Source organism: Sphingobium sp. B11D3D (assembly GCF_025961755.1).
Classification (GTDB): Bacteria; Pseudomonadota; Alphaproteobacteria; order Sphingomonadales; family Sphingomonadaceae; genus Sphingobium.
This window is the reverse complement of the sequence record NZ_JAOQOG010000001.1, coordinates 1,955,758-1,982,100: the sequence shown is the minus strand read 5'-3', so window position 1 is coordinate 1,982,100 and position 26,343 is coordinate 1,955,758. Positions and strand designations below refer to the sequence as shown.

The 26,343-nt window shown below is 65.3% G+C and carries 24 protein-coding genes and 1 riboswitch; of the genes, 17 read left to right on the top strand and 7 right to left on the bottom strand.

All coding sequences use genetic code 11. The features are described 5' to 3' along the window. Positions 1-5: 5 nt before the first annotated feature. Positions 6-1,169, bottom strand: coding sequence for a Yip1 family protein (locus M2334_RS09350; protein ID WP_264594586.1), 1,164 nt, complete (start codon positions 1,167-1,169; stop codon positions 6-8). Positions 1,170-1,355: 186 nt separating this feature from the next. Between M2334_RS09350 and dnaE the strand changes: the two genes are divergently transcribed. Then, complete coding sequence (gene dnaE, locus M2334_RS09345) at positions 1,356-4,892, top strand: DNA polymerase III subunit alpha (RefSeq protein WP_264605280.1); 3,537 nt, start codon at positions 1,356-1,358, stop codon at positions 4,890-4,892. A 194-nt stretch (positions 4,893-5,086) separates the two neighbouring features. After that, complete coding sequence (locus M2334_RS09340; protein ID WP_181559524.1) at positions 5,087-5,689, top strand: PEPxxWA-CTERM sorting domain-containing protein; 603 nt, start codon at positions 5,087-5,089, stop codon at positions 5,687-5,689. A gap of 26 nt (positions 5,690-5,715) precedes the next feature. On the opposite strand, the gene M2334_RS09335 is transcribed toward M2334_RS09340, so the two are convergent. Further along, positions 5,716-6,795 (bottom strand): PA0069 family radical SAM protein, encoded by a 1,080-nt coding sequence (locus M2334_RS09335; RefSeq protein ID WP_264605279.1) that lies wholly within the window; start codon positions 6,793-6,795, stop codon positions 5,716-5,718. 106 nt (positions 6,796-6,901) lie between these two features. Here M2334_RS09335 and M2334_RS09330 point away from each other — a divergent pair, with 106 nt between their 5' ends. Together M2334_RS09330 and rmuC are read left to right on the top strand one after the other, a co-directional pair. After that, complete coding sequence (locus M2334_RS09330; protein WP_264605278.1) at positions 6,902-7,414, top strand: YbjN domain-containing protein; 513 nt, start codon at positions 6,902-6,904, stop codon at positions 7,412-7,414. Between the two features lie 66 nt (positions 7,415-7,480). After that, positions 7,481-8,935 carry a DNA recombination protein RmuC gene (rmuC, locus tag M2334_RS09325; RefSeq protein WP_264605277.1) on the top strand — a complete coding sequence of 485 codons (1,455 nt, stop codon included), beginning with the start codon at positions 7,481-7,483 and terminating at the stop codon, positions 8,933-8,935. Here the strand turns inward: rmuC and M2334_RS09320 are convergent. Continuing rightward, entirely contained in the window at positions 8,932-9,624 is a 693-nt protein-coding gene (locus M2334_RS09320) for an HAD family hydrolase (RefSeq protein WP_264605276.1), read from the bottom strand. The two genes, rmuC and M2334_RS09320, sit on opposite strands and share 4 nt — an antisense overlap. A 112-nt stretch (positions 9,625-9,736) precedes the next feature. On the opposite strand from M2334_RS09320, the gene M2334_RS09315 reads away from it, so the two are divergent. Together M2334_RS09315 and M2334_RS09310 are read left to right on the top strand one after the other, a co-directional pair. Beyond that, positions 9,737-11,029: an amidohydrolase gene (locus tag M2334_RS09315; protein WP_264605275.1), complete on the top strand. Its 1,293-nt coding sequence runs from the start codon at positions 9,737-9,739 to the stop codon at positions 11,027-11,029. Positions 11,030-11,120: 91 nt separating this feature from the next. Further along, the gene (locus M2334_RS09310) at positions 11,121-11,654 is read left to right on the top strand and encodes a TPM domain-containing protein (protein ID WP_264605274.1); all 534 of its coding nucleotides are present in this window, start codon (positions 11,121-11,123) and stop codon (positions 11,652-11,654) included. Positions 11,655-11,694: 40 nt separating this feature from the next. Here M2334_RS09310 and M2334_RS09305 read toward each other — a convergent pair whose 3' ends face one another. Further along, a complete protein-coding gene (locus M2334_RS09305) occupies positions 11,695-12,075 on the bottom strand; it encodes a hypothetical protein (protein ID WP_264605273.1) in 381 nt (126 codons plus the stop codon). 243 nt (positions 12,076-12,318) lie between these two features. On the opposite strand from M2334_RS09305, the gene prsK reads away from it, so the two are divergent. Together prsK and prsR are read left to right on the top strand one after the other, a co-directional pair. Further along, the gene (prsK, locus tag M2334_RS09300) at positions 12,319-14,406 is read left to right on the top strand and encodes an XrtA/PEP-CTERM system histidine kinase PrsK (protein WP_264605272.1); all 2,088 of its coding nucleotides are present in this window, start codon (positions 12,319-12,321) and stop codon (positions 14,404-14,406) included. Next, positions 14,406-15,770, top strand: a complete 1,365-nt coding sequence (gene prsR / locus M2334_RS09295) for a PEP-CTERM-box response regulator transcription factor (protein WP_264605271.1) — start codon at positions 14,406-14,408, stop codon at positions 15,768-15,770. The genes prsK and prsR overlap by 1 nt, the downstream gene beginning before the upstream one ends. A 58-nt stretch (positions 15,771-15,828) precedes the next feature. On the opposite strand, the gene M2334_RS09290 is transcribed toward prsR, so the two are convergent. The 3 genes from M2334_RS09290 to M2334_RS09280 all read right to left on the bottom strand — a co-directional run bounded on the left by M2334_RS09290 (position 15,829) and on the right by M2334_RS09280 (position 17,298). Next, positions 15,829-16,194, bottom strand: a complete 366-nt coding sequence (locus tag M2334_RS09290) for a glycine zipper 2TM domain-containing protein (protein WP_181559532.1) — start codon at positions 16,192-16,194, stop codon at positions 15,829-15,831. A gap of 110 nt (positions 16,195-16,304) precedes the next feature. After that, positions 16,305-16,661 carry a GntR family transcriptional regulator gene (locus M2334_RS09285; protein WP_264587115.1) on the bottom strand — a complete coding sequence of 119 codons (357 nt, stop codon included), beginning with the start codon at positions 16,659-16,661 and terminating at the stop codon, positions 16,305-16,307. Between the two features lie 58 nt (positions 16,662-16,719). Further along, positions 16,720-17,298: a nitroreductase gene (locus M2334_RS09280; protein ID WP_264587116.1), complete on the bottom strand. Its 579-nt coding sequence runs from the start codon at positions 17,296-17,298 to the stop codon at positions 16,720-16,722. Between the two features lie 219 nt (positions 17,299-17,517). Between M2334_RS09280 and M2334_RS09275 the strand changes: the two genes are divergently transcribed. From M2334_RS09275 to folP, 9 genes are all read left to right on the top strand, one after another. After that, positions 17,518-19,101 carry a peptide MFS transporter gene (locus M2334_RS09275; RefSeq protein ID WP_181559535.1) on the top strand — a complete coding sequence of 528 codons (1,584 nt, stop codon included), beginning with the start codon at positions 17,518-17,520 and terminating at the stop codon, positions 19,099-19,101. Positions 19,102-19,150: 49 nt separating this feature from the next. Further along, entirely contained in the window at positions 19,151-20,503 is a 1,353-nt protein-coding gene (glmM, locus tag M2334_RS09270; RefSeq protein ID WP_264605270.1) for a phosphoglucosamine mutase, read from the top strand. Next, positions 20,496-20,720 carry a DUF1272 domain-containing protein gene (locus M2334_RS09265; RefSeq protein ID WP_264594573.1) on the top strand — a complete coding sequence of 75 codons (225 nt, stop codon included), beginning with the start codon at positions 20,496-20,498 and terminating at the stop codon, positions 20,718-20,720. The genes glmM and M2334_RS09265 overlap by 8 nt, the downstream gene beginning before the upstream one ends. A 97-nt stretch (positions 20,721-20,817) precedes the next feature. After that, positions 20,818-21,135, top strand: coding sequence for a TraR/DksA family transcriptional regulator (locus tag M2334_RS09260; protein WP_319801341.1), 318 nt, complete (start codon positions 20,818-20,820; stop codon positions 21,133-21,135). Between the two features lie 52 nt (positions 21,136-21,187). Continuing rightward, on the top strand, positions 21,188-22,309 hold the full coding sequence (thiD, locus tag M2334_RS09255; RefSeq protein ID WP_264594571.1) for a bifunctional hydroxymethylpyrimidine kinase/phosphomethylpyrimidine kinase: 1,122 nt from the start codon (positions 21,188-21,190) through the stop codon (positions 22,307-22,309). Beyond that, positions 22,306-22,887 (top strand): ribonuclease HII, encoded by a 582-nt coding sequence (locus M2334_RS09250; RefSeq protein ID WP_264594570.1) that lies wholly within the window; start codon positions 22,306-22,308, stop codon positions 22,885-22,887. The genes thiD and M2334_RS09250 overlap by 4 nt, the downstream gene beginning before the upstream one ends. 37 nt (positions 22,888-22,924) lie before the next feature. Further along, positions 22,925-23,110: riboswitch (yybP-ykoY riboswitch) on the top strand. A gap of 3 nt (positions 23,111-23,113) precedes the next feature. After that, a complete protein-coding gene (locus tag M2334_RS09245) occupies positions 23,114-23,683 on the top strand; it encodes a TMEM165/GDT1 family protein (RefSeq protein ID WP_181559541.1) in 570 nt (189 codons plus the stop codon). 238 nt (positions 23,684-23,921) lie between these two features. Further along, the gene (locus M2334_RS09240; RefSeq protein WP_181559542.1) at positions 23,922-25,061 is read left to right on the top strand and encodes a site-specific DNA-methyltransferase; all 1,140 of its coding nucleotides are present in this window, start codon (positions 23,922-23,924) and stop codon (positions 25,059-25,061) included. A gap of 114 nt (positions 25,062-25,175) precedes the next feature. Continuing rightward, positions 25,176-26,318, top strand: coding sequence for a dihydropteroate synthase (gene folP / locus M2334_RS09235; RefSeq protein ID WP_264606065.1), 1,143 nt, complete (start codon positions 25,176-25,178; stop codon positions 26,316-26,318). Positions 26,319-26,343: the final 25 nt, after the last annotated feature.

Sequence of the window (26,343 nt, the reverse complement as noted above, 5' to 3'; positions counted from 1 at the left end):
CCTGATTAGCGCCCCAGGCCTTTCAGCTTGGCCATGTCGATGGCAGCGACGGCGGCCTTCAATTCGTCGATGCTGCCCGCGTCGCCCTCTGCCTCGACCATGAAGCGCTTGTCGACCGTGGTTGCGAACGATCCGTTGCCGGCGCCGCGGTCCCACCGCTCGATGACCATATTGTCGTCCACCGTCGTGGTGCGCTCGTAGCTGTCGCCATCCTCACGGTTGGATTCAACGCCCATGGCGCTCGCCATGCCGGCAATCGCGCCCATCGCCGCCATATCGGAGACCTTGAGGGTGAAGCGCTTGCCACCTGCCTCATAGCTTGCCTCGGCCTGGCTGGTGGGGCCGGCCTTGACGCTGCTGATCGCCGTGCGCTGATAGACACCGATGCTGGCAGGCAGGAGCGCCTGCAATTGCGCCGGCGCGACGGCTTCACGGGTCTGCGCGGCTTCCATGTCGCGCGCTGCCTGCTCGATCTTGCCGGTATCGATGTTGCCGACGCCGGGCAGGGTAATCGTATCGCCATCTTCGGTCGTCACCGTGCCGCCGCCCAGGCTTCCCGAGGGCGAGAAGCCGAAGGTGCGGCCCACCGTGGCGGTGATCGCGCCGATGACGATATAGATCACCAGCACGCACAGCACCGTCACGATCGTGTAGGTCAGCGCCTTCTCGGGCAGCACTTTCATCAGCGGGGCCGCGCCGACATAGAAGAGATAGAAAGAATAGAGGCCGAGAATTCCAAGGAAGCTGAGCGACGGCATGATACTGAAGATGCCGGCTAGCCAACTGGCCGTCATCGAATAGGCGACGAGCTTGAAGGCGTTGCGAGAACTGCCGACGCCGCCGAATTTGGGCGCGAGCTTGTTGGCGATGAAGCTGATGAGGAACAGGCTGACCAGCGCCAGAATGAAGCTCGTCACCGCCATGGAGAGGCCGCCCATCAGCGACGGGCGATAGCTGAAGCCGAACGCGCCGAAGCCGAAGAGCTGGCCGCCGACGAAGGCCGCGATCGGGCTGATCCCCGCCAGTGGCAGGGCGTAGTTGGTGAAGATGTCACCGCTCGGCGTCGTCTCCGCCGCAATCACCGGCCACTCCGCCTTGGGCTTGAGAATGATCGCCTTCGCGCGTTCCATGAGCGATGGCGCCCTGCCACCCGTCGGTTCGATGTCCATAATCCCGTCCCCTGTTTCTGCGACTCATTGAACCATCTTGGGTCCGGGGCGCAAGTCCTTGCAAGATCGGGCGTTCAGGGGGATTGCGGGAATGACCCAGTGCCGGCGGTCTCAGTGGTGCAAAGCCTGTGGGTAACTTGCGCGCGGCCCTTTCCAGATGGGCGCCAAGGCCCCATAACAGCGGTCATGCCGCACCAGCCCTATGTTCCGCTCCGTAACCTGTCGGCCTACACCCTGCTGGAAGGCGCGATTGCGCCCAAGCAGCTTGCCGCGCGGGCCAAGGAGCTGGGCTTTCCTGCCGCCGCGCTAACCGATCGGAACGGCCTCTATGCGGCCATGGCCTTCTCGGATGCGGCGGCGAAGGCCGGCGTGCAGCCGATCATCGGCACGACGCTTGCGGTGGCGCGCCCCGGCCGGCCGGACAATGCGCCGGTGCAGATCGACTGGCTGGTCCTGCTGGCGCAGGATGATGTCGGCTATGGCAATCTTTGCGCGCTGGCGAGCCGCGCCCATGTCGAGCGGCCGGAAATGGAGGAGGCGCATGTCTCCTTCGAGGCGCTGGAGCGCCATGCCGACGGTCTTATCTGCCTGACGGCCAGCGGCGAAGGTGCACTCGCCCGGTTGCTGGCGGAGGGCCTGCCGGAGGAAGCCGGTCGCTATCTGGGCCGTCTCTCCGCGCTGTTCGGCGATCGCCTCTATATCGAGCTGTCCCGCACGGACGATGCGATCATGGCGGCGGCGGAAGACGCGCTGATCGACCTCGCTTATGCGCGCAACCTGCCGCTCGTGGCTACCAATCCCGCCTGTTATGCCGATGCCGGCTTCCATCCGGCCCATGACGTGCTGCTCTGCATCGCCAACAGCAGCTATGTGGAGAGCGAGGACCGCCCGAAAAGTTCGCCGCAAAGCTGGATGAAGCCGGCCGATGCGATGCAGCAATTGTTCGCCGATCTGCCGGAGGCCATCGCCAACACCCTTGTCGTTGCGCAGCGCTGCGCGGTGATGGCGCCCAAGCGCAAGCCGATCCTGCCCAGCCTCGCCGGCGACCGCGACGGTGAGGAGGCGCAGTTGCGCGTCGATGCGACGGCGGGTCTGGTCGGGCGCCTGCGCAAGATCCACCAGCAGACGCATGGCGAGGCCGCGGCCGAGCTTGACGAAGCTGCGCTGCGGGCGCGCTATCCGGATTATTTCACCCGGCTCGATTTCGAGCTGGATATCATCATCCAGATGGGCTTCCCCGGCTACTTCCTGATCGTGGCCGACTTTATCAAATGGGCCAAGGCGCAAGATATTCCGGTGGGGCCGGGGCGTGGTTCGGGCGCTGGCTCGGTCGTCGCCTGGGCGCTGACGATCACCGATCTTGATCCGCTGGCGCTGGGCTTGCTGTTCGAGCGCTTCCTCAATCCCGAGCGCGTCTCGATGCCGGACTTCGACATCGACTTCTGCGAAACCCGGCGTGGCGAAGTCATTCGCTATGTGCAGGGCAAATATGGCCATGATCAGGTCGCGCAGATCATTACCTTCGGTACATTGAAGGCGCGCGCGGCGCTCAAGGATACCGGCCGCGTGCTGCAGATGGGCTATAATCAGGTCGACCGGCTGGCCAAGCTGGTTCCCAATCACCCCACCGACCCATGGACGCTGGAGCGAACGATGAACGGCTCCGCCGAGTTCGTGGCCGAATATAAGGCGGACGGGCAGATTAAGCGGCTGGTCGATCAGGCGATGATGCTGGAAGGCCTGCCGCGCAACAGCTCCACCCACGCCGCCGGCGTCGTGATCGGCGATCGTCCGTTGTCGGAGCTGATCCCGCTCTATCGCGATCCCAAGTCCGACATGCCGGTGACCCAGTTCGACATGAAATATGTCGAGAGCGCCGGACTGGTGAAGTTCGACTTTCTGGGCCTTAAGACCCTCTCGGTGCTGCAACGCGCGGTCAAGCTGCTCGCCAAGCGCGGTGTTAGCGTCGATCTGGAAGGACTGAGCTGGGACGACGCGAAAGTCTACGATCTGCTCAAGCGCGGCGACACGGTCGGCGTGTTCCAGCTGGAATCCGAGGGCATGCGCAAGACGCTCGCCGCCGTGAAGCCGACCAATTTCGGTGACATCATCGCGCTCGTCTCGCTCTACCGGCCCGGCCCGATGGACAATATCCCGCTCTTCGGCCGCCGCAAGAATGGCGAGGAGGCGATTGAATATCCGCACGATCTGCTCGAGCCGATCCTAAACGAGACCTACGGCATCTTCGTCTATCAGGAACAGGTGATGCAGGCCGCGCAGATCCTCGCCGGCTACTCGCTCGGCGGCGCCGACCTGCTGCGCCGCGCGATGGGCAAGAAGGTTAAGGCGGAGATGGACGCGCAACGCGCGACGTTCGTCGAAGGCTGCAAGGCGCACAACCAGATCGACAAGAAGAAGGCCAATGAGCTGTTCGACTTGATCGACAAGTTCGCCGGCTATGGCTTCAACAAGAGCCACGCGGCCGCTTATGCGCTGCTCGCCTATCAGACCGCGTGGCTCAAGGCGCATTATCCGGCCGAATTCTACGCCGCCTCCATGGCCTTCGATATCCACCAGACGGACAAGCTGACCGTCTTCGTGGATGATATGCGCCGCATGGGGCTGACCTGCCTGCCGCCCGACATCAACGTGAGCGAAGCCGATTTCTCGGTGGAGCCGGACCCGGATGACGCCAGCCGCCATGCCGTCCGTTATGCGCTCGGTGGCCTCAAGGGCGTGGGTGAAAAGGCGATGGAAACGCTGGTCGAGGAGCGGGTCCGAGGCGGCGCGTTTCGCGATCTCGATGATCTGGCCGGGCGGATCGAACCGCGCCTGCTCAATCGCCGGCAGCTTGAGAGTCTGGCGGCGGCGGGCGCCTTCGACAGCCTGGGTCTGGACCGCGCGGTGGTCCATGCCGCGGCCGAGGCGCTGCTGGCGGTTGCCGCCAAAGCCGCCGAGCAGCGCGAGAGCGGGCAGGGCGGTTTGTTCGGCGGGGAGGATGTTTCCCATGCGGATGTGCCGCTGCCGGATGTGAAATGGGCCGCCGTCGAGCGCATGGCGCAGGAGAAGGAGGCGTTCGGCTTCTATTTCTCGGCGCACCCCGTGGACCGCTATCGCATTCTCGCGCGCGGCAAGGGCGTGCGCAGCTATGCGGAGCTGTGCGGCCAGTCGGATGGCATTGGCGGCGGCGACCGAACCGGCGCGATGATGGCGGGGCTGATCGAGGATATACGCTGGCGCGAGACCAAGCGCGGCGCTCGCTATGCCTCGGCGACCTTCTCGGATTCCAGCGGGCAGTTCCAGGCCAGTTGCTTCGATGAGGAAAGCTGCAAGCTGCTCGCCACCCTGCACGAGAGTAACGAATGCGCCCTGCTGACCGTGGAGCTGGATCGCCAGCCCGGTGAGGAGACCCCGCGCGTCACCGTGCGCAACGTCCAGTCCTTTGCGCGCCTCGCTGGCACGGCGCGAATGCGGATGGTCATTTCCGTCGAGGAGCCCGGCGCTATTCCTTCGCTCCGGCAGATGCTGGGCGAACGGCGCGGCGCGCGCTCGACGGTGGAGCTGGACGCGGCGCTGCCCGATGGCGGGCGGGCGCGGGTCATCCTCGGCGAGGATTTTCAGCTCGATGCAGAGCTTGGCGAGCGCGTGGAAACGGTGCGCGGTGTGACCAAGGTGGTGCTCGCTCAGCACGGCCCACAGCTGGCGTTGGTCGCCTCCCGCTAAACCGTGCCTGACGCGCGACGTGTTGCACTGCACCGCGCCGGAGCGCGAGCCGAGGCGGCTTTCCTCGCCTCGTGAGCACAATTGAACGCAGCGCTATTGTGCGTTTGCGAAATGTTAACCATCGCAGCGGCGGGGGTGCCATCCCGTTCCATCGGGTGGCGCCGGGGGTGACTCTTAGGACTTGGGAGTTACCGATGAAAACTATGTACAAACTGCCGCTTGTCACAGCGGCGCTCATGGCCGGAGCCGCCTTGGCGGCACCCTCACAGGCCGCAATCATCAGCTTCGATGGTCTCTCCGGATCGGGTGATCCGTTCACCAGCTACACGCAGGATGGGTTTACCTTCGCCAATGTGCTGGGGTCTTCCGTGGTCGATACCGGCTCGGGCAATAGCGCGCCCAGCGTCGGCTTTGGCGGCGGGACGGCGCTCAGCCTGTTCGATCTGACGGCGGGCGGCGCGAGCTTCACGCTGGACAGCTTCGATCTGGCGACCGTGGACAGCAACCTGCTCTACAGCGTGACCGGCTTTGCGGGTCAGGTGCCGGTGTTCAGCCTGCTCTCGACCTTCTCCGGGGATTTCTCCACCATCGCCGGCGCCAGTAATTTGGTTGACCGGGTCGTCTTCGGCTTCGTCGTCGGTGGCGCTTCGGCGAACATCGACAATATTGCCGTAAACGGAACCAACGCTCCGCCGGTGCCCGAGCCGGCTGTCTGGGCCATGCTGGTCATCGGCTTCGGCGCGGTTGGCTACACGTTGAGGGGGCGCAAGGCGACGATGCGCGTGTCCTTCAACTGATCTGACATAGCCGAAGGGCGGTCTGTTCATCGCAGCATGCTGAACAGATCGCCCTGATCGGATGGCGGCACGAACAGGTCATGCCGCAGCGCAAGGCGGCCCTTGCCAAGGCCATGGCGTGCCTGAGCGACGCGGAAGCGGGTGCCGATCAGCTCCGCATAAGCCCCGGACCCGCGCATGCGCGTGCCGAAATTGGGATCATTGTCGCGCCCGCCCCGCATCGACTGAATGAGGCTCATCACCTTGGCGGCCCGGTCCGGATAATGCGCATCGAGCCAATCCCGGAACAGCGGCGCGACCTCGAAGGGCAGCCGCACCGGAATGAACGAGACCGATTGCGCGCCCGCCTCTGCGGCCGCCGCGACAAGCGCCTCGATCTCATGATCGTTGATCGCCGGGATCATTGGCGACAGGCTGGCATGGGCCGGCACCCCCGCCTGTGAGAGCCCGCGGATCGCCGCGAGCCGGCTGGCCGGCGAGGGCGCGCGCGGCTCCAGCTTGCGGTGCAGCCCGGCATCCAGCGTCGTGAGGGAAATTGCAACCGCGACCAGCCCCTGCGCTGCCATCGGCCCCAGCAGATCGAGATCCCGCAGCACCCGGTTGGATTTGGTAGTGATCATCAGCGGATGGCGGCAGTCGGCCAGCACCTCGATGCACGCCCGCGTGATGCAATACCGCGCGTCGATAGGCTGATAGGGGTCGGTGTTCGTCCCCATCGCAATGGTCTTCACCACATATGCGCGCCTGGCGAGTTCCTGCCGCAGCAGCCTGGCCGCGTCCGGCTTGGCGAACAACCGGCTCTCGAAGTCCAGCCCCGGCGAGAGATCGAACCGGGCATGGCTCGGCCGCGCAAAGCAATAAATGCACCCATGTTCGCAGCCCCGATAGGCATTCACCGATTGCTCAAAGCCAATGTCGGGGGAATTGTTGCGGGTGATGATCGTGCGCGCCTGCTCCAGCGTCACGGTGGTGCGCAGGGGTGGCGGCTGGTCCTCCTCGTCCGCCAGTCGCGCATCCAGCCAGTCGCCATCGACCTCGCGCGCGGGCAGGTGGAAGCGGCTCGATACCTCATTGGCCGGGGCGCCGCGCCCCTTGATCGCAGTCATGTGTCAATAGAACATATGAAGAACATATCTGCAATAGGCTTTGCGGTGTGGCGATGTCCGCTTCATCGCGATAAGGCCGTGGCGGTAACGAGCAATGGGGACAACGATGAAGACGACCGCTTGGATTTCGGCTGCAGCATGTGCGCTTGTGATGATGACAGCGCCCGCTCATGCGGCCGATGAGGAACCGTGCGATAAGGGGCTTGTCTGCGCGAATGCGCCCGAGACGGTCGTGAAGGCGATCCAGGACGCCGGCTACAAGGCCAGCCTGAGCAAGAGTGAGTCGAGCGGCAACCCGATGATCACCAGCGCGGCGAGCGGCTACAACTTCAACATCTATTTCTATGAATGCGAGGACGGAAAGAACTGCGCCTCGCTACATTTCTCGACCAGCTTCGTGGATGACGGCAAGAACACGCCAGAGCTCGCCAATTTGTGGAACCGCAAGAACCGGTTCAGCCAGATGGCGGTGGACGAGGATGGCTCGCTCGACCTGACCTATGACGTGACAACCTATGGTGGCCTGACCCAGCGCAATTTCGCCGATGTCGTCGACTGGTGGCAGACGATGCTCGGCGCCCTCAACAGCTTCTTCCGCGAGCAGGGCCATATCGAGTGACGGGCTTGCGCTTGTGAGGCAGGGGCGATAGGTTCTCATTTCGTTCCTGTTTTGCCGCGAGTTGCCGTGACCGTTGAAAGCCTTGTTCTTAGTCTGCTTCTTCTGCTGGTCGGGCTTGTCGCCGGCTGGCTGATGCGCGCCCGCATGGCTGCGCCGGTCGAGGCTGAGCGCAAGGCTCTCGCCGACCGACTCGCCACCCTTGAGGATATGCGCAACGCCGCGCTGCGCGATCTCGCGGTGGCGGCGAGCCGGGCGGAAGAAACGGACCTGTTGCGCGGGAAACTGGACGAGACCGATCGCGCGCGGGACGAGGCCGAACGGATGCTCGCGGCGGTGCAGGCTGATCAGAAGGCGCGGATGGAGGGCTTCGAGGCTCAGATTCGCGCCCTGGGTGAGGCGCGCGAGCAATTGTCTGCGCAGTTCAGTGAGACCGCGGGCAAGTTGCTGAACGAGGCGCAGCGCATGCTCATCGAGCGCGCTGACCAGCGCTTCCATCAGGCCCATGAGAAGAGCGAGGCGAGCCTCAAGGCGCTGTTGCAACCGGTCGAGACGACGCTGAAGCGCTATGAGGAAGGCCTGGGCAAGGTCGAGAAAGAGCGGGTGGATAGCTACGCCGCGCTGCGCGAGGCCGTCGAGCAGGTGCGGTTGGGCAGTGCAGAGGCGCGGGTCGAGACGGCGCGACTGGTGAATGCGCTGCGCTCCAGCCCCAAGGCGCGCGGGCGCTGGGGCGAGCAGCAATTGCGTAATGTGTTGGAAATGGCCGGCCTCAGCCAGTTCGCCGATTTCCGCTCGGAGGTCTCCGTCGATACCGCCGATGGCCGGCTGCGCCCGGACGTGATCGTGCGTCTGCCCGGCGGACGGCAACTCATCATAGACGCCAAATGCTCGCTCAACGCCTATCTGGAAGCGGTCGACGCCGTGGACGAGGTGGTGCGGGCCGGGCATCTCAAGGCCCATGCCGGCGCGATCCGCAACCACGCGCAGCAGCTTGGCGCGAAGGATTACTGGACGCGCTTCGGCGATGCGGCGGACTATGTCGTCATGTTCATCCCCGGCGAGCACTTCCTCGCGGCCGCGCTGGAGCAGGATGACGGCCTGTGGGAATGGGCCTTCGAGAAGCGTGTGCTGCTCGCCACGCCGACCAATCTGGTCGCCATCGCGCGGACCGTTGCGAGTGTCTGGCGGCAGGAGAAAATGGCCGAACAGACCCAGCAGATCGCGGCGCTCGGCAAGGAGATGTATGAGCGGCTGGCGGTGGCCGCCGGGCATCTCTCTTCGCTCGGCCGCAGCCTCAACGGCTCGGTCTCCAGCTACAACAAGTTCGTCTCCAGCTTCGAGAACCGCGTGCTGGTCACCGGGCGCCGTTTCAAGGATCTGAGCGTCGAAACCGGATCGCGGGAGATCGACGCGATCGAGCCGGTCGAGGCGCTTGGGCGGTTACCTGCACCGGCACCGCGCGAGAGTGCCCCTCAGGAGGCCGATGCGATGGCCGAAGAGCGAGTCACAGGGCGCGCGGACTAACGCCGTTCGACCAGGTGGCCTTCTGCAAGCGACGCCAGCACGATGTCGCGCACGGCATGCAGATCCTCGACGATGTGGGCGCATAGGCCCTGCATTTCTGATGTGGGCGCCATCAGATCCGGCACCATCACCGTCATCAGGCCTGCCGCGGCTGCCGAGCGCACGCCATTGTGCGAATCCTCAAGGGCAAGGCAGTCCGCTGGCGAGACGCGCAGCCGCTCGGCGGCGAGGAGATAGGGATCGGGCGCCGGTTTTCCCGCCTGATAATCGCCAAACGCCACGACATGCATGAACCGATCCGCCAAATCATGATGCGCCAGATGATGCCGGACCTGCTCATGGCCGGAGGATGTCGCGATCGCGCGGGGCAAACCCGCCGCATCAAGCACATCGAGCAGCGCTTCCACACCGGGCTTGAGCGGCAAATCCCGCGCCACGAACTGGTCGAAATGCGCCCGCACGCGATGCCGAAAATCATCGGCCGGAAAATCGCCGCCGAAATGGTCGAGCAATTGCTGGCGCGCCGTCGGCCATGGGCATCCCAATGTGGCATTGAACAGCGCTTCGGTGATCGCATGGCCGCCCTCATCGCCGGCGGCAAACATCGCCGCGCGATAGAGCGTCTCGGTGTCGAACAGCACGCCGTCCATATCGAACACCACGGCTTTTGGGGGTCGGTCCAGCTTCATGCCCGCCTCATAGGCACAGAGCAGGCGGGTTGGAAGCGCTTCGGCTCACTGCCCTTCCAAGGCGCGCAAAAGCGCCTATGATCGTGGCCGTCACGGGGCAGAAGGAACGGGCATGTCTTTCAATGAAGCGTCGAACGAAGCTATTGCGGCCTCCCATATAGACGCGACCATCGATGCGGCGCTGCCTGAACTGCTGGAGATCTACCGCGACCTGCACGCCAATCCGGAGCTGAGCTTTCAGGAGGTGCGCACCGCGGCGACGCTGGCGGCGCGAATGCGCGCCCTTGGCTTTGCCGTCACCGAGCAGGTCGGGCAAACGGGCGTGGTGGCTGTGCTGGAGAATGGCCCCGGCCCGGTGGTAACGATCCGCGCCGACATGGATGCGCTTCCGCTCGAGGAAAAGACCGGTCTGCCCTACGCCTCAACGGTCCGGGCGACGACACGCGACGGCATCGAAAGCCCGGTGATGCACGCCTGCGGCCACGATACGCACATGACGGCCTGGACCGGCGCGGCGCAGGCGCTGATGGCGCTGCGGGCGCGATGGTCGGGGACGCTGGTGATGATCCTGCAGCCGGCCGAGGAGATCGGTCTGGGTGCCAAGGCAATGCTGGACGATGGGCTGTTCACGCGCTTCCCTAAGCCAAGCCATGTCCTTGCCTTCCATGACAGCGCGGAGCTTGCGGCCGGCACCATCGGCTACACGCCGGGCTGGATATTGGCGAATGTGGACAGTGTGGACCTCACCGTGCGCGGTCAGGGCGGTCACGGTGCCTATCCGCACAAGACCATCGACCCGATCGTGATCGCTGCGCGCATCGTCACCAGCCTGCAAACGCTGGTCAGCCGCGAATGCGATCCGCAGGAGGCGGCCGTGGTCACGGTCGGCAGCTTCGTCGCCGGCGCCAAGCACAATGTCATACCGGACGAGGCAAAGCTGCTGATCACCGTGCGCAGCTATTCCGATGAGACGCGCGGGCGCCTGCTGGGCGGCATCGAGCGGATCGCGCGGGGCGAGGCGATGGCGGCCGGCGTGCCTGAGGACCGGATGCCGATCATGGCGGTGGAGCAGGATTATACGCCGGCCACCTACAACACCCCTCAGTTCAGCGATCATGTCGCTGGCGTGCTGCGCGCCCATTTCGGTGCCGATCGGGTGCGCCAGGTGCCCTCGGTGATGGGCGGCGAAGATTTCGGCCAGTATCACCGCGCTGACAACAGCATCGAGAGCATGATCTTCTGGGTCGGCGGGGTGGACCCTGGCAAGGTGGCCGCGGCGCGGCGCGGAGAGATCAGCCTGCCGTCGCTCCACAGCCCGCTCTGGGCGCCCGATCCCCATGCGGTGATCGGCACGGCCGCAAAGGCGCTGACGGTGGCGGCGCTGGATATTTTTGGGAAGTCGTAGCCTGACTTTGCGGGGGCGTGGCTTATGCTTTTCGGTTCGAAACACGTTGGTCCGAAACAGCAAAATGTGGGCCTCTAGGTCAGACATCAAAATGTTGACCAACAAGCTCCTCGTCCCCCTGTTGATCATGTACACCACGGCTTGCTCTAACGCGCCGCCAGCCGACCAATCCACGAGGGATGCGCCGTCTCACGCCGCCCAAACGCAGGCGGCGGTCGCACCTATTGGCCGCGTCAATGACTTCGCCAACATCATTCCGGACAAGCAAGAAGCGGCACTTTCAAAGCGTCTTGCGCGGTTTGAGGAGACCACCCGTCACCAGATGGTTGTGGTGACTGTCAAATCTCTGGGCGGGCGGGATGTTTCAGAGTTTACCCGCGACCTTGCCAATGCCTGGGGGATCGGCCGCAAGGATTATAATGACGGCGTGGTTCTTCTTGTCGCGCCTCACGAGCGGCAGGTGCGGATCGCGGTTGGCTATGGGTTGGAACAAGCGTTGCCCAACTCACTTTGCAAAAAGATCATCGCCGAACGGATATTGCCGCGCTTCCGAGCGGGGCAGATGAGCATCGGGATTGACGCCGGGGTGAGTGCCCTGATTGACATTTTGACAACGCCGCGCTGAGCGGCCGGCCTTACGCTCGTCTGTCAAGATCACGCGCGCCTCAATAATGTGGTTTGCCGTCGTCGCCGCCAAAACCGGACTGCGGCGAGAAGTTTTCCGTGTGGGCCGGGGGCGGCGGTGCGGGGACATCCTCGGTGACCGGCTCGGGAAGCGAGACGCGGGCGGACTCCACATCCAGCGTCGGGTTGGCATCGAAGAGGGGATCGGTCGATCCGGGCGCCTGTTCTACCACCGGCGGGGGCGGTGCCTCCGCGACCGGTTCGGACTGCGCCTGTTCCACCGACGGTTCTAGGGCCTGCCCGCCGTTTGCCGCCACCTCTACCGCCGGGTCCGAAGGGAGGACATTGCTGATGCCCATCACAAGCATCGGGCCACCGATGATGAAGGCGAGGGCGATCAGCAGATAGATGCGGTTGGGCATGAATGGCTCCGGCTCGTCCGGTCTTCGCGGACGCGTGCATGATAAGCAGACAGCCTTAGCATCCGGTAAAAATCGGCATCGCGCGCCGGCAATCTGCGGCGTTCAGCATATTTTTGCTATTTCATCGTAAGTCGGCCGGGTGTCGGATCATCTTACACTGACCTGTAAAGCGGGATGGCGGCGCTGCGACGTGGGCGGCGTGATCTTCACGGCCGGGCGGTCGCTTAGCCGGGGGAGATGCGCATGACTGTCTGGCTGATTGCCGGCCATCTGGGTCACGCGCTCGCGGCGATCCTGTTCGCCACGCTCGCAATCTTGATTTCGCGACAACCCCACCGCATCGCCGCGCCGCAGTTCGTCATCGTGGCGCTGGCGCTGACGGCGCTATGGTCGCTGCGTCATGCCTTTGTTGGCTTCAGCCCACTCGGGCAATTGAGCGATGGCGTCACCGAGACCATGCGCAACGCGGCCTGGCTGGCAGCACTGGCCAGCCTCTCGCGGGTCTGGCGACCGGGCGGGCGGACTGGCCCCAAGGTTGTGGTGCTGGCTTTGGCGCTTGTGCTCGCGGTTCAGCTCATTTTCGATCTGCAAATGGGCGAGGGTATTCGGGTCGATCGCCGCATCCTCGTCTATTTCGAGATGACCTGGATGTTGCGCGCTGCCTTCGCTCTGGGCGCGCTGCTGCTGCTCTTCCGCTGGAGCACCGGGCGCGGTGACCCGGAATCGGCCCGCCGCGAGGGTTGGCTGGCCGCCGCGCTGGCCTGCATGTGGGCCTATGATTTCAATCATTATCTGCTGGTCTGGTTCGCCGAAGGGAGCATGACCCCGCTCGCGCCGATGCGCGGGTTCGTGATGGCGGTGCTGGCGATCATGCTCGCATTGGGCTTGCGCAGCGATGGCACGCGCGCCTTCGCGCTCTCGCGCACACTGACGACCCGGCTCGTCTCGGCCGGTCTCGCGCTGTTCTACATTTGCGTCATCCTGCTGCTGGTCGGCTTGCTGAGCGGCATGAGCGCTCCCATGGCGCGCATCGTCCAGTTCGCGCTGCTGTTCACCCTTGCCGTCGCGGTGCTGGCCTTTCTGCCGTCGGCCTCGATGCGCTCGTGGCTGCGGGGCGAAATCTCCAAGCATGTGTTCGCGCATCGATATGACTATCGCAGCCTCTGGCTCCGCTTCTCCGCCACGATGGATGGCGGAGATACGGATGACACCAGCCTCGATTGCCGGATCGCGCGGGCGATTGCCCAGGCGGTCGATGCGCCGGCCGGTGCGCTGTATCTGAGGCAGGATGAGCGTCTGGTCCGCGTCTGCGCCTATGCGTGGCCAGAGGCTAGCGCCCCGCCGCTGACCCTGCCACTCGCCGTCACCGACCGGATGGTTCCGGCCGGAAAAATCCTCGACATCGCACGCGAGGGACATGATCTGGGCGACCTTCTCCCGGCCTTGATGTTGGAGAGCCGTGCCGCTTGGGCACTCGCGCCGCTCATCTGCCGCGATGAGATCATCGGCGTGATGCTGATCGCGGCACCGCCACGCTCTCGCGCGCTCGACTGGGAGGATTTTGACGTTCTGCGCGTCGTCTGCGGTGAAGCTGCCGCTCGTGTCGCGGAGGAGCGCCACCGCGAGGCTTTGGCTGAAGCGCAGCGGTTCGAAGAGTTCAACCGCCGCTTCGCCTTCATCCTGCACGATCTCAAGAATCTCGTGAGCCAGATGACGCTGCTGGCCGGCAACGCCCGCCGCCACGCGGACAATCCGGCGTTCAGGGAGGATATGATCCTGACGCTGGAAGAGACCTCGTCGCGGATGAACGACCTCATCCAGCGCCTTGGGCGCGGCGGGCAGGCGCGCCCCTCCGAGCGCGAGGAACTGCTGCTGGGGCCATGGCTCGGCGATCTCGCCCGCGCCTGGGCCGGCGGCACGCGCAATGTCGTCGTGGAGGGCGCGCTCGAACAGCAGGTGATCGTCGACGCCGATAATCTGCAGCGCGCGCTCACCCATCTGGTGCGCAACGCTATCGAGGCCAGCCCGGATGGCGCCTTGGTGTGGATCGTCGTGGAGCAGGGCTCCGCCTGGCTCGATCTTCACGTTATCGACCGGGGTAAGGGGATGAGCGCCGCCTTCATGCGCGACCGTCTGTTCCGCCCCTTCAGCTCCACCAAAGCCAGTGGATTTGGCCTTGGCGCGCATGAGACGCGCGCGCTGGTCGAGGCAATGGGCGGCCGGCTTCTCGTCCAGAGTGTCGAAGGAGAAGGCAGCCAGTTCACGATCCGGCTGCCAGTCACCAGCCCAAGTGAGAACGCAACAGACATGCCGATGCGGAGTGCGATGTGATGGGGGATAGTCGCCCGAAATTGCTGATCGTCGAAGATGATCCAGGTCTGCAGCGCCAGTTGCGCTGGTCCTATGACGGTTATCACATTCTGATCGCGGGGGACCGGGAGGAGGCGATGGACATCCTGCGCGCAGAAGCGCCGCCGGTGGTCACGCTCGACCTGGGGTTGCCGCCGGACCCGGATGGAATCACCGAAGGCATGGCCGCGCTGGCGCAGATCCTCGCCGAAGCCCCGGCGACCAAAGTGATCGTGGCGTCCGGCCAGGGCGACCGCGCAAGTGCCCGGCGTGCGATCGCGCAGGGGGCGTGGGACTTCTACCAGAAGCCGCTCGACATCGACTCGCTGGGGCACATCGTCGCGCGCGCCTTCCACGTCCACACGCTGGAGCAGGAGAACCGGCGGCTTGCCGAGGCGGTCCCCGCCGATGCGCGGGTGCTCGGGCATATGATCACGGCATCGCCCGAAATGCTCAAGGTCGCGCGCATGATCGAACGGGTGGCGAGCGCCAGCGTGTCCGTGATGCTGCTTGGCGCCAGCGGCACTGGCAAGGAGTTGCTCGCGCGCGGCCTGCACGAAAAGAGCGACCGCGCCGCCGGGCCGTTCGTCGCGATCAACTGCGCGGCGATCCCCGAGACGCTGCTGGAGAGCGAGCTGTTCGGGCACGAGAAGGGCGCCTTTACAGGTGCGGTCAAGACCACGCCCGGCAAGATCGAGCAGGCGCAGGGCGGCACGCTGTTCCTCGATGAGGTCGGGGATATTCCGTTGGCGTTGCAGGTGAAGCTGCTGCGCTTCTTGCAGGAGCGGACCATCGAGCGGATCGGCGGGCGCCAGCAGATCGCGGTCGATTGCCGGATCGTTTGCGCGACCCACCAGAATCTGGAGGAGATGATCGCCCAGAGCCGCTTCCGCGAGGATCTCTATTACCGCCTGGCAGAGATCATCGTGCGCATCCCGGCTCTGGCGGAGCGAACCGGTGATGCCGTGCTGCTGGCGCGCCATTTCGTCGCCCGCTTCGCGCCGGAACTGAATGCACAGGTGCGCGGCCTGGCCAGCGATGCCATTGCCGCCATCGATGCCTGGCACTGGCCGGGTAATGTGCGAGAGCTGGAAAACCGCGTCAAACGTGCGGTCATCCTGGCCGAGGGCAAGATGGTCACCGCAGGCGATCTCGATCTGGATGGAGCAGCTGGCGAGGATGGCCCGGTGGTCAATCTGCGCGCGGTCCGCGAGGCGGCCGATCAGGCGGCGATCCGGCGGGCGATCTCCCGGTCCGAGGGCAATATCTCAGGCGCGGCCCGAATGCTGGGGGTGAGCCGGCCGACGCTCTACGATCTCATGAAAAGCTATAATCTCCAGAGTTGAGCGGCCCGTGCCGCAGCGACCTTGTGGCCGCTCCGGCGCGTCCAAACTCAAGCGCCGATCAGCGGCAGCGCGCGCCGCTGCGCTCGATTTCCCGACCGAGCAAGGCGCCACCGGCCGCTCCAAGCACGGTGCCGAGCGTGCGGTCGCCGCGCGTATCGATGGTCCGGCCGAGCAATGCGCCACCGGCCGCGCCGATGATCAGGCCCGTCGTACCGTTCGCGCGCTTGCAATAATAGCGGCCATCATCGCCGCGCCATGTGCGCGTGTCGCGAGTGATCGGGCGGGGCTCGCGATAATAGCCGCGGTCGTCATACATACGGCTGGCGCCGTGCCCGTGCCGATGCTTGCTCTTATGGGCTTCCGCAGGGGCTGCGCTCATCATCACGCCGACGGCGGCGAGGGTAGCAAGGGCGGTCTTGATCATGTCTTGTCTCCGTTCAACCTGATGCGACAAGTCTGGCGAGGCCAACCGCAACGGCAGATGAACGAGAGATCAGACGCGATAGATCGATGGGTTGGGGCGACGGGCCGTGATCAGCCGGTGGTCACGCGATCTCGCTCGATCAGCTCTTCCAGCGTGATTCCAATGCGATGCATCTGCTCGGAGACGCCCGGCCAGACCGCGCTGAAGAAGCGTTCGCGCTCCATCGCCCGCAAGCGCCGCGATGCGCCCGGCGCGACAAACATGCCAACGCCGCGGCGGACCTGCACCAGCCCTTCATCCTGAAAGCTCTGATAGGCTTTGGCGACGGTCAGGGGATTCGCGCCTTGCTGGGCCGCAAAGGCCCGCACCGATGGCAAGACATCGCCATCGGCAAAGCGTCCATCCAGAATGGCAGCGGCGATTTGGTCGCGCAGGCGCAGATAGACAGGCCGGCTCTCATCGATCATGCTGCATCAGTGACATAATACAGTGGATCGGTCAAGGCGCCGGCCAGGAAGCGTGCGGTCAGCCGCCCGACCAGATCGACAACACGTCGTCCAGCTCCGGCCGGGGGCGCTCGTCCAGATCCCGCGAGGGCGTGCCGATGAACACGAAGCCAGCGATCCGCTCCTCGCTCGTGGCAAACGCATCGCGCACGGCCTCGTTGTAGGACGGCCAGCCGGTCAGCCATCCTCCCGCAAAACCCATCGCATGGGCGGCGTGCAGCAGGTTCATGGTTGCCGCACCGACGGAGAGCTCCTGCTCCCACACCGGAATCTTGGAAGGCTTGGGCGAGGACAGCACGACGATCAGCGCCGGCGCCTGATGCGCGAACTGATGCATCGCCTCGATTTCCAGCCGACCGGCGTCGGGCTTTTCGGCCAAATAGGCGCGCTCGAGCAGGGCCGCCAGCGCCGCGCGCTGGTCGTCGGCCACGATCACGAACCGCCAGGGGGCGAGCTTGCCATGATCGGGGGTCCGCGTCGCGATCCGCACCATCTCGCGTTGCTCATCGAGCGAGGGGCCAGGCGCCGCGAGGTCGCGCGGTTTGCCGGACCGGCGGGATGCGAGATAGGCGGGGAGGGAAGAGCGGTCGTTGAACATGCCGCATCGCTAGACAAATCCGGTCGATCCGCCAAGCGCCTTTGCGAATTGATCGCAATGTCGGTGCGGTAGCGGCGGTTTTCGCTACGGCAGGGCCGATGGAACGGCTCCCATCGAGGCCGGCGGAAAAAAGCGCTTTTCTCAAATGTCAGACTCTCTAAGTCTCATGGGCATATTGTCGCGGCCGGCGTCTCGCCGTTGCCCGGACCAGGAGACTTTATGGCGACCATTCCAGCCATCGCCCTCATCGCGCTCGTCGTGCTTCTTGCCGGCGGCGCGGTCGGGCTTGTGAGCAAGAAGCAGGAGTTTATCGGCCATCCCAAGGGCCTCTACATCCTGTTCTTTGCCGAGATGTGGGAGCGCTTTTCCTATTATGGCATGCGCGCCCTGCTGATTTTCTACCTCACCAAGCATTGGCTGTTCAGCGATGGGCAGGCGAACCTCGTCTACGGGGCCTATACCAGCCTCGTCTACGTCACACCGGTGCTGGGCGGCTATCTCGCCGACCGCTATCTCGGCCAGCGCAAGGCCGTGCTGTTCGGCGCGCTGATCCTCACCGCCGGCCACTGCCTGATGGCATTTGAAGGCTCGGGCGGACAGGATGATCCCACGATCAACATCTTCTGGCTGGCGCTGAGCTGCATCGTTGTCGGCTCGGGCTTCCTCAAGGCCAATATCTCGGTGATCGTCGGCCAGCTCTATGGCCTTACCGATCCCCGCCGCGACGGCGCCTACACGATCTTCTATGTCGGCGTGAATGTGGGCGCGGCCATTGGCACCATCATGGCCGGCTGGCTCGGCGAGACCTACGGCTGGAAATACGGCTTCGGCGCGGCGGGCGTTGGCATGTTGCTGGGCGCGGCGGTGTTCGTCATCGGCAAGCCGTTCCTCATGGGCAAGGGGGAGCCGCCCAAGCCGCTCACCCTGCGCACCGAATGGCTGCTCTACGCGATCGGCGTTGCCTCCATCGGCGTGATCTGGTTCCTCGTCCAGTATCAGGATATCATCGAGACGCTGCTTATCGTCGCGGGCGTCGCCCTGCTCGGCTATGTGCTCTACGCCGCGATGAAGCTGCAACCCGATGCCCGCGATCGCATCTTCGCGATCGTTTTCCTTGTCGCCCTCAACCCAGTCTTCTGGGGCCTGTTCGAGCAGGCGGGCGGCAGCCTCAATCTGTACACGGATCGCTATGTCGACCGTGGCGGTTTCCAGACCACCTTCTTCCAGTCGCTCAACCCCATCTACATCGTGCTGCTCGGGCCAGTCTTCGCCTGGCTGTGGCTGTGGCTGGGCAAGCGCGGCTGGGAACCGTCCGCACCGGCCAAATTCGGTCTGGCGCTGGCGCAGGTCGGCTTCTCCTTCTTGATCTTCGTATGGGGCGCCCAGTCCGCGGGCATGGCGGCGCTGACGCCGGTGCTGTTCGTGTTCCTGGTGTATCTGTTCCAGACCACCGGTGAGCTGTGCCTCTCGCCTGTCGGGCTTTCCGCGATGAACCGCCTGGCCCCCAAGCATCTCGCCAGCCTCATCATGGGCGCCTGGTTCTACATGTCGGCAGTCGGCAATTTCGTCGCTGGCAAGATCGGTGAGGCGACCGGCGGTCATGATGGCGAGATGACCAAGGAGGCGACGCTTTCCGTCTACAACACCATCGGCTGGTGGACGATTGGTATCGCCGTCGCGGTGTTGGCGGTCTCCCCGTTGGTCAAGCGCCTGATGCATCTCGACACGCTGAAGGAAGAGGATGAACCGGTCGATGACCGCCCGGAGGAAGGCCTGCGGGACCAGACGGCGCCGGTGCGGTGAGCCTTCAAGGGGCTGGCGTTGCCGGCCCCCGATCCGCTAAGCACTGGCGATGACCAGACGCTTCTTCGGCACGGATGGCATCCGGGGCCGCACCAACCAGTCCACGATGACGGCCGAAATGGCCATGCGAGTGGGCATGGCCGCCGGCCGCCACTTCATGCGCGGCAGCCATCGCCACCGCGTGGTGATCGGCAAAGATACGCGCCTTTCCGGCTATATGATCGAGAATGCGCTGGTCGCGGGCTTTACCAGTGTCGGCATGGACGTGGTGCAATTCGGCCCGATCCCGACCCCCGCCGTGGCGATGCTGGCCGCATCGATGCGCGCCGATCTCGGCGTGATGATCTCCGCCAGCCACAATCCTTATTATGACAATGGCATCAAGCTGTTCGGGCCGGATGGATACAAGCTCTCCGACGCCGATCAACTGAAGATCGAGGCGCTGATCGAGGGCGGCGAGATACCGCTGGCTCCGTCCGAAGGCATCGGGCGCGCGCGGCGGGTCGAGGATGGGCGGGGGCGCTACATCCACTTCGTCAAATCGACCTTCCCGCAGCATCTGCGGCTCGATGGGCTCAAGGTCGCGCTCGATTGTGCCAATGGCGCCGCCTACAACACCGCGCCCTACACCTTCTGGGAGCTGGGTGCTGAGCTAGTCCAGATCGGCGTGACGCCCAACGGCACCAACATCAACGATGGTTGCGGCTCGACCGCGCCGCTGCTGCTGCAGGAGACGGTCGTGGCATCCGGCGCCGACATCGGCATCGCGCTCGATGGCGATGCCGACCGGCTGATCGTGGTGGATGAGACCGGCACCATCGTGGATGGCGACCAGATCATGGCGCTGATCGGCACGAGCTGGGCGCGGCAGGGCATGTTGAAGGGCGAGGGGGTCGTCGCCACGGTGATGTCCAACCTGGGGCTGGAGCGAAAGCTCGCTAGCGAGGGCATTCCCCTCATCCGCACCAAGGTCGGTGACCGTTATGTGCTGGAGGAGATGAAGGCGTGCGGGTGCAATGTCGGGGGCGAGCAGTCCGGCCACATGATCCTCTCCGATTATGCGACGACGGGCGACGGCACCATTGCCGCGCTCCAGGTGCTCGCCGCGCTCGTGCAGAGCGGCAAGCCGGCGAGCGCGCTGCTGCGCCAGTTCGAGCCGGTCCCGCAATTGCTCAAGAATGTCCGTTTCGCCGGCGGCAAGCCGCTGGAGGCGCAGAGCGTCCAGGCCGTGATCGCGCAGGCCGAAGCGGAGCTGGAAGGGGTGGGGCGCCTCCTCATTCGGCCGTCCGGCACCGAGCCGGTGATCCGCGTGATGGCCGAAGGGGACGATGGCGATCAGGTCGTCCGCGTGGTGGACCGCATCTGCGATGCCGTGGCAAGCGCGGCAGCCGCCCATGCTTGAGATGCGCCCGGACTGCGAGCGCTGCGGCGCCGATCTCCCCGCCGATGCCGGCGGCGCCTTCATCTGCTCGTTCGAATGCACCTTCTGCGCCGAGTGCGCCGAGGACATGGATGATCGCTGCCCCAATTGCGGGGGCGAGTTGCTGGATCGGCCAAGCCGGACTGGCGACGCGCTCCAGCGGAACCCGGCTTCGACGGAGCGCCGCTTCAAGGGCTGAGCGTCCGCGCGACCTGTTTGATCTGGCGCATGGATTGGCGCGCATCACCGCCTAGATTGGCATCAAGCAGTCGGACGGAGAGGGGGTTGCCATGGACATGATGGACGCAAAAGCACGGCTTCTGGCCATGCGCGATGATCTGAAAGCTCGGCAAAAGCGGCTTGCGGTCGATCTGGACGAACCACTGAATGCCGATTCAGCTGAACAGGCAAGCGAAGTGCAGGATGATCGCGCGCTGGAGCAGCAATCTGCACTGGTGGCGCGCGAGATCGGTTCGGTCAATCGTGCGCTCGCGCGGATCGAGGCGGGCGTTTACGGCGCCTGCCTGCTGTGCGGCGAGCCCATTGCCCCGGCGCGTCTGGCGGCCCGGCCTGAGGCATCGCTGTGCATCGCCTGCGCCCGCAAGGAACAGTGAGGCGCAGCGCCAGCGGCTCGACTTCCGCGCTGGCAAGGGGCAAAAGCGCCTCATGAGCTATCCTCGAATCCTGATCATCGCCGGCTCGGACTCCGGCGGCGGCGCCGGCATCCCGGCGGACGTCAAGACCGTCACCATGCTGGGTGGCCACGCCATGACGGCGATCACCGCGATCACCGCGCAGAATACGCTGGGCGTGCAGGCCGTACATCCCGTGCCGACGGACATGGTGCTCGCGCAGATCGACAGCGTGGTCAGCGACATCGGCGTGGACGCCGTGAAGATCGGCATGATCGGCTCTGCGGAGACGGCGCTGGCGGTCGCCGACCGGCTTGAGAGCATTGGCGCGCCGGTGGTGCTCGATCCGGTGATGGTCGCGACGAGCGGCGGCGTGCTGGCGGACGCAGCCACCATCGAGAGCTTGCACGAGCTGATGGGCTGGGCGTTCGTCACGACGCCGAACCTGCCGGAGCTGGCGGCGCTTGGCGGCGAAGCAGAACTGACCGCGCGCGGCGAGATGCTGCTCATTAAGGGCGGCCACGCCCCCGGCGAGATCATCACCGACCGGCTGGTCGGATCGGAAGGCGAAATCGCCCGTTGGGAAGGGGCACGCATCCATACCGAGGATACCCATGGCACGGGCTGCACCCTGGCCAGCGCCATCGCGACCGGGCTGGGGCAGGGGCTGGACCTGCCGGAAGCGATCGCTCGGGCGCGCCTGTTCGTACGGCTGGCTTTGCGTACTGCGCCCGGCCTCGGTCGCGGGCATGGTCCGATGGCGCATGGCGCGGTGCGGCTCGATATGGGACCGAGCGGCCGGCTCAATCAGATATCCGTGCCGGTCAGCGACTATGCCGCCTCCCGCGATTTCTACGAGGATCTGGGCCTGACCCTGATCGTGGACAGCCCGGACCAGCCCTATGCCCGGTTCGAGGCGCCGGGCGGCGCAACGCTGTCTCTCCATGGCCAGCAGCATGGCGTCTATCTGGAATGCGATGATCTCGATGCCCGGGTGACGGCGTTGATCTCGGCGGGCCTCGTCTTCGATAATGAGCCGGTGGATCAGGCATGGGGCTGGCGCGAGGCCTGGCTGGTCGATCCCGCCGGTAACCGCGTCTGCCTCTATTCGGCGGGCGAGAACCGGCGCTATCCGCCCTGGCGGGTCGAGGGATGATCGCGGGGGTCGACGAGGCCGGGCGCGGGCCGCTGGCCGGGCCGGTCGTCGCGGCGGCGGTGGTGCTCTGCAAGCCGCGCCCGTCCGGCTTGGATGACAGCAAGAAGCTGAGCGCCGCCAAGCGCGCGGGTCTGGAAGCGACGATCAAGCGCCGCTGCCACTGGGCGGTCGGCGTGGTGGACGTCGCCGAGATCGACCGGCTCAACATCTTTGGCGCGACGATGCTGGCGATGACGCTCGCGGTCGAGGGGCTGTGCGCCCGCCTAGGATGCGATCCGCGCGAGGTGCTGGTGGACGGCAATCTCACGCCCCATGGCCGGCGCCCCGAGTGGCGCTGGTCGGCGCGGGCGATCGTCGGGGGGGACGCATTGGAGCCCTGCATTTCCGCCGCGTCGATCATCGCCAAGCAGCATCGCGACGCGCTGATGCGGGAAGCCGCGCGCGACCATCCGCATTATGGCTGGGAGCGGAACAAGGGGTACGGCACCGCCGATCATCTCGCCGCGCTGCGCCAGCACGGCCCGAGCCCGCTTCACCGCCGCAGCTTCGCGCCAGTCGCGCAACTGGCCTTTCTGTAGGGCGCCCGTTGACGGGAGACGGCCGAAGGCCTAAGGCGCTGGGGTCATCTGGGGAGTAGCCAGCTGCCGGTTTCCGGCAGGCCTGCCCGTCAACATACTCGGTCGAGAGGCCGTGGCGGCAGGGAATCCAAGCATTCCGGCGAGACCAATGACATCGAGCTTCCGTCCAGGCCGGGCGGGAGGCGCGGTGTCATTGTTTGTCTTGTTGCCCGGCTGAGGATTTTTCATGGAAGCCCTGTTCACCTCCACCGCCGTCGTTGCGCTCGCCGAAATCGGTGACAAGACGCAGTTGCTGGCCATCCTGCTCGCCACCCGGTTCAAGAAGCCGGTGCCGATCATCCTCGGCATTCTCGCGGCGACGCTGGCCAACCACTTTCTGGCGGCTCTGCTCGGCGCGAGCGTGGCGTCCATCTTTCAGCAAAATTGGTTCCACTATCTGGTCGCAGCCGGCTTTCTCGCCATGGCGATCTGGACGCTGATCCCCGACAAGATCGACGATCTGGAGGACAAGCCGGCCCGCTTCGGCGCGTTCGTCACCACTACGATCGCCTTCTTCCTCGTGGAGATGGGAGACAAGACACAGATCGCGACGGTCGCGCTTGGCGCGCAGTTCCATCAGGTCGGTCTGGTGACGATGGGGACGACCCTGGGCATGCTGATCGCCAATGTCCCGGCAGTGTTCCTCGGGCATGAACTGCTCCGCCGCGTGCCGCTCAAGGTGGTGCGCATCGTGGCGGCCAGCCTGTTCGCGGTCATCGGCCTGTGGTTGCTGATCCAGGGACCGGGCAGCCTCTGAAAATCGATAATGCCGGAGGCTCGGTTAAAATATTTTTCGGCCCATCGCGCCCCTGAGTCTTCGGCGCAACACCACAACATGTTGAGTCCTGCCTGAATCGCAGGACTCCATCCCTCGTGTGGGACTCGTTTCGTTCTCATTTCCGGCGCGGATTCTTCGCGTGACTCCAGTCCGTTACCGCTCTTGACGGTGGACTCGTCGTGACTCACACCGGGCGCACAAACGGGGGTGAGACGACATGAGCGTGATGGAAAAACTGACGAAGCGACCGGTGCGCGCAAAGGTCCTGCCGGCCAACACGCCGCCGATCCTGCCACTCGACACGCTGCTGCAGGGCGACTGCATCGCCATCATGCGCACGCTGCCGACGGCAAGCGTGGACATGATCTTCGCTGATCCGCCATATAATCTCCAGCTCGGCGGCGATCTGTTCCGGCCCGAGGGCGGCCGGGTCGATGCCGTGGACGATGCCTGGGACCAGTTCGACAGCTATGCCGCCTATGATGCCTTCTGCCGCGAGTGGCTGGCCGAAGCGCGCCGCATCCTCAAGCCCGATGGTACGATCTGGGTGATCGGCAGCTATCACAATATCTTCCGCGTCGGCGCGCTGATGCAGGATCACGGCTTCTGGATCCTCAACGATATCGTCTGGCGCAAGGCCAATCCCATGCCCAACTTCAAGGGCACGCGCTTTACCAATGCGCATGAGACGATGATCTGGGCCAGCCAGGGCGAGAAGGCGAAATACACCTTCAATTATCGCGCCATGAAGACCCTGAACGACGAGCTGCAGATGCGCTCGGACTGGGTGCTGCCGATCTGCGCCGGGCAGGAACGCCTCAAGCGCGGCGGCACCAAGGCGCATCCCACCCAAAAGCCGGAGGCGCTGTTGTACCGCGTGCTGCTCTCCTGCACCAACAAGGGCGATGTGGTGCTCGATCCCTTCTTCGGCACCGGCACAACCGGCGCCGTGGCCCGCCGCCTGGGGCGCCGCTGGATCGGCATCGAGCGGGAAGACAGTTATTGCGAGGTCGCGCGGGAGCGTATTGCTGCAGCGCTCCCGCTGGATGAGAGCGCGCTGACCATCATGCAATCTCCCAAGAGCCAGCCGCGCGTGGCGTTCGGCACGCTGGTCGAGACCGGCATGATCGCACCCGGGACGGTGCTCACCGCCAGCAAGGGGCGCTTCAAGGCGCATGTCCGCGCCGATGGCTCGCTGGAGTGCAAGGGCCAGACCGGCTCGATCCACAAGATGGGCGCCACGCTGCAGGGCGCGCCCAGCTGCAATGGCTGGACCTTCTGGCAAATCGAGCACGAAGGCGCCGTGAAGCCGCTCGATGCCATGCGCCAGCTTTACCTGCTCGCGACGGAGCCATAAGGCACCGTCGTTGGGGCCCGGACGGCGCGCTCCCACCGCGGGTCCGGGCTCCTGCTTCCGCTTTTGTGCCGGGCAAGCTAAGGCGCGCGGGATGCACAAGGATATCGCCCGATGATGATGGAAACCCCGCCGCCGGACGCCCGCCTCTATCTGCGCCCGATCTGGTTCATCGACACGCCTGTCGGGCTGGACACGCATGAATTCCGCAGGCTCGCCGGTGGATTGATCTGGTTCCAGGGCCTCGAGGTCCGTTGGGCGGGCGCGGAAGGCACCGCCGGCAAGGCCATCGTCCCCGTTGCCATGTTTGATGACTGGCAAAGCCGCCTGAGCGACGCGCAGGCTGAGCGGGTCGCAGCGCAAATGGAGGGGCTGACGGCGCCGCGCGCACCGTTGACGCTGGGCGAGCGCGTCATTCGCTTCGATACGCCGCAGGTCATGGGCATCCTCAACATGACGCCGGACAGTTTCTCGGATGGCGGCAAGCTCATCGGCGATGCCGAGCGCGCCGCCGATGCCGGCTTTGCGATGCAGCTGGCCGGCGCCTCGATCATCGACGTCGGCGGCGAGTCCACCCGGCCCGGCGCCGCCACCGTGTGGGAGGGCGACGAGATCGCCCGGACCGTGCCGGTGATCGAGCGACTGGCCAGGAACGGCATCGTGGTCTCCATCGATACGCGCAAGGCAGCGGTGATGGAGGCCGCGCTCGCGGCCGGCGCCGGCATCGTTAATGATGTGACCGGCCTCACCCACGATCCGCGCGGGCTGGAGGTGGTAGCGAAGGCGGGGTGCCCCGTCATCCTGATGCACAGCCCGTCCGCTGGCGACGATCCGCATGGTGGGGCGGTCAAGTACAAGGCCGGCGCCGTGGCAGGGCCGACGGCGGACATGGCCGTGTTCGACTGGCTGGAGGCGCGGATCGCCGCCTGCCTCGATGCCGGTATTGCGCGGAGCAAGATCATCCTCGATCCCGGTGTCGGCTTCGGCAAGGCGTTGCAGGATGATACGCGCATCATCAACAATCTGGCCATGTATCAGGCGCTGGGCGTGCCGCTGCTGTTCGGGGCCAGCCGCAAGCGCATTGTCGGCGCGCTGACCGATGGTGCGCTGGTCGAGCAGCGCCTCGGCGGCTCGGTCGCCTTGGCGCAGGTCGCGATCGGGCTGGGCGCGCAGATCGTGCGGGTGCACGATGTGCAGGAAAGCGTGCAGGCCGCCCGGGTGTGGCGCGGCTTGCGCGACGCCGCCTTGGTTGCTGCCTGATCGCTGGGGAAGCGGAGGCGCCCGT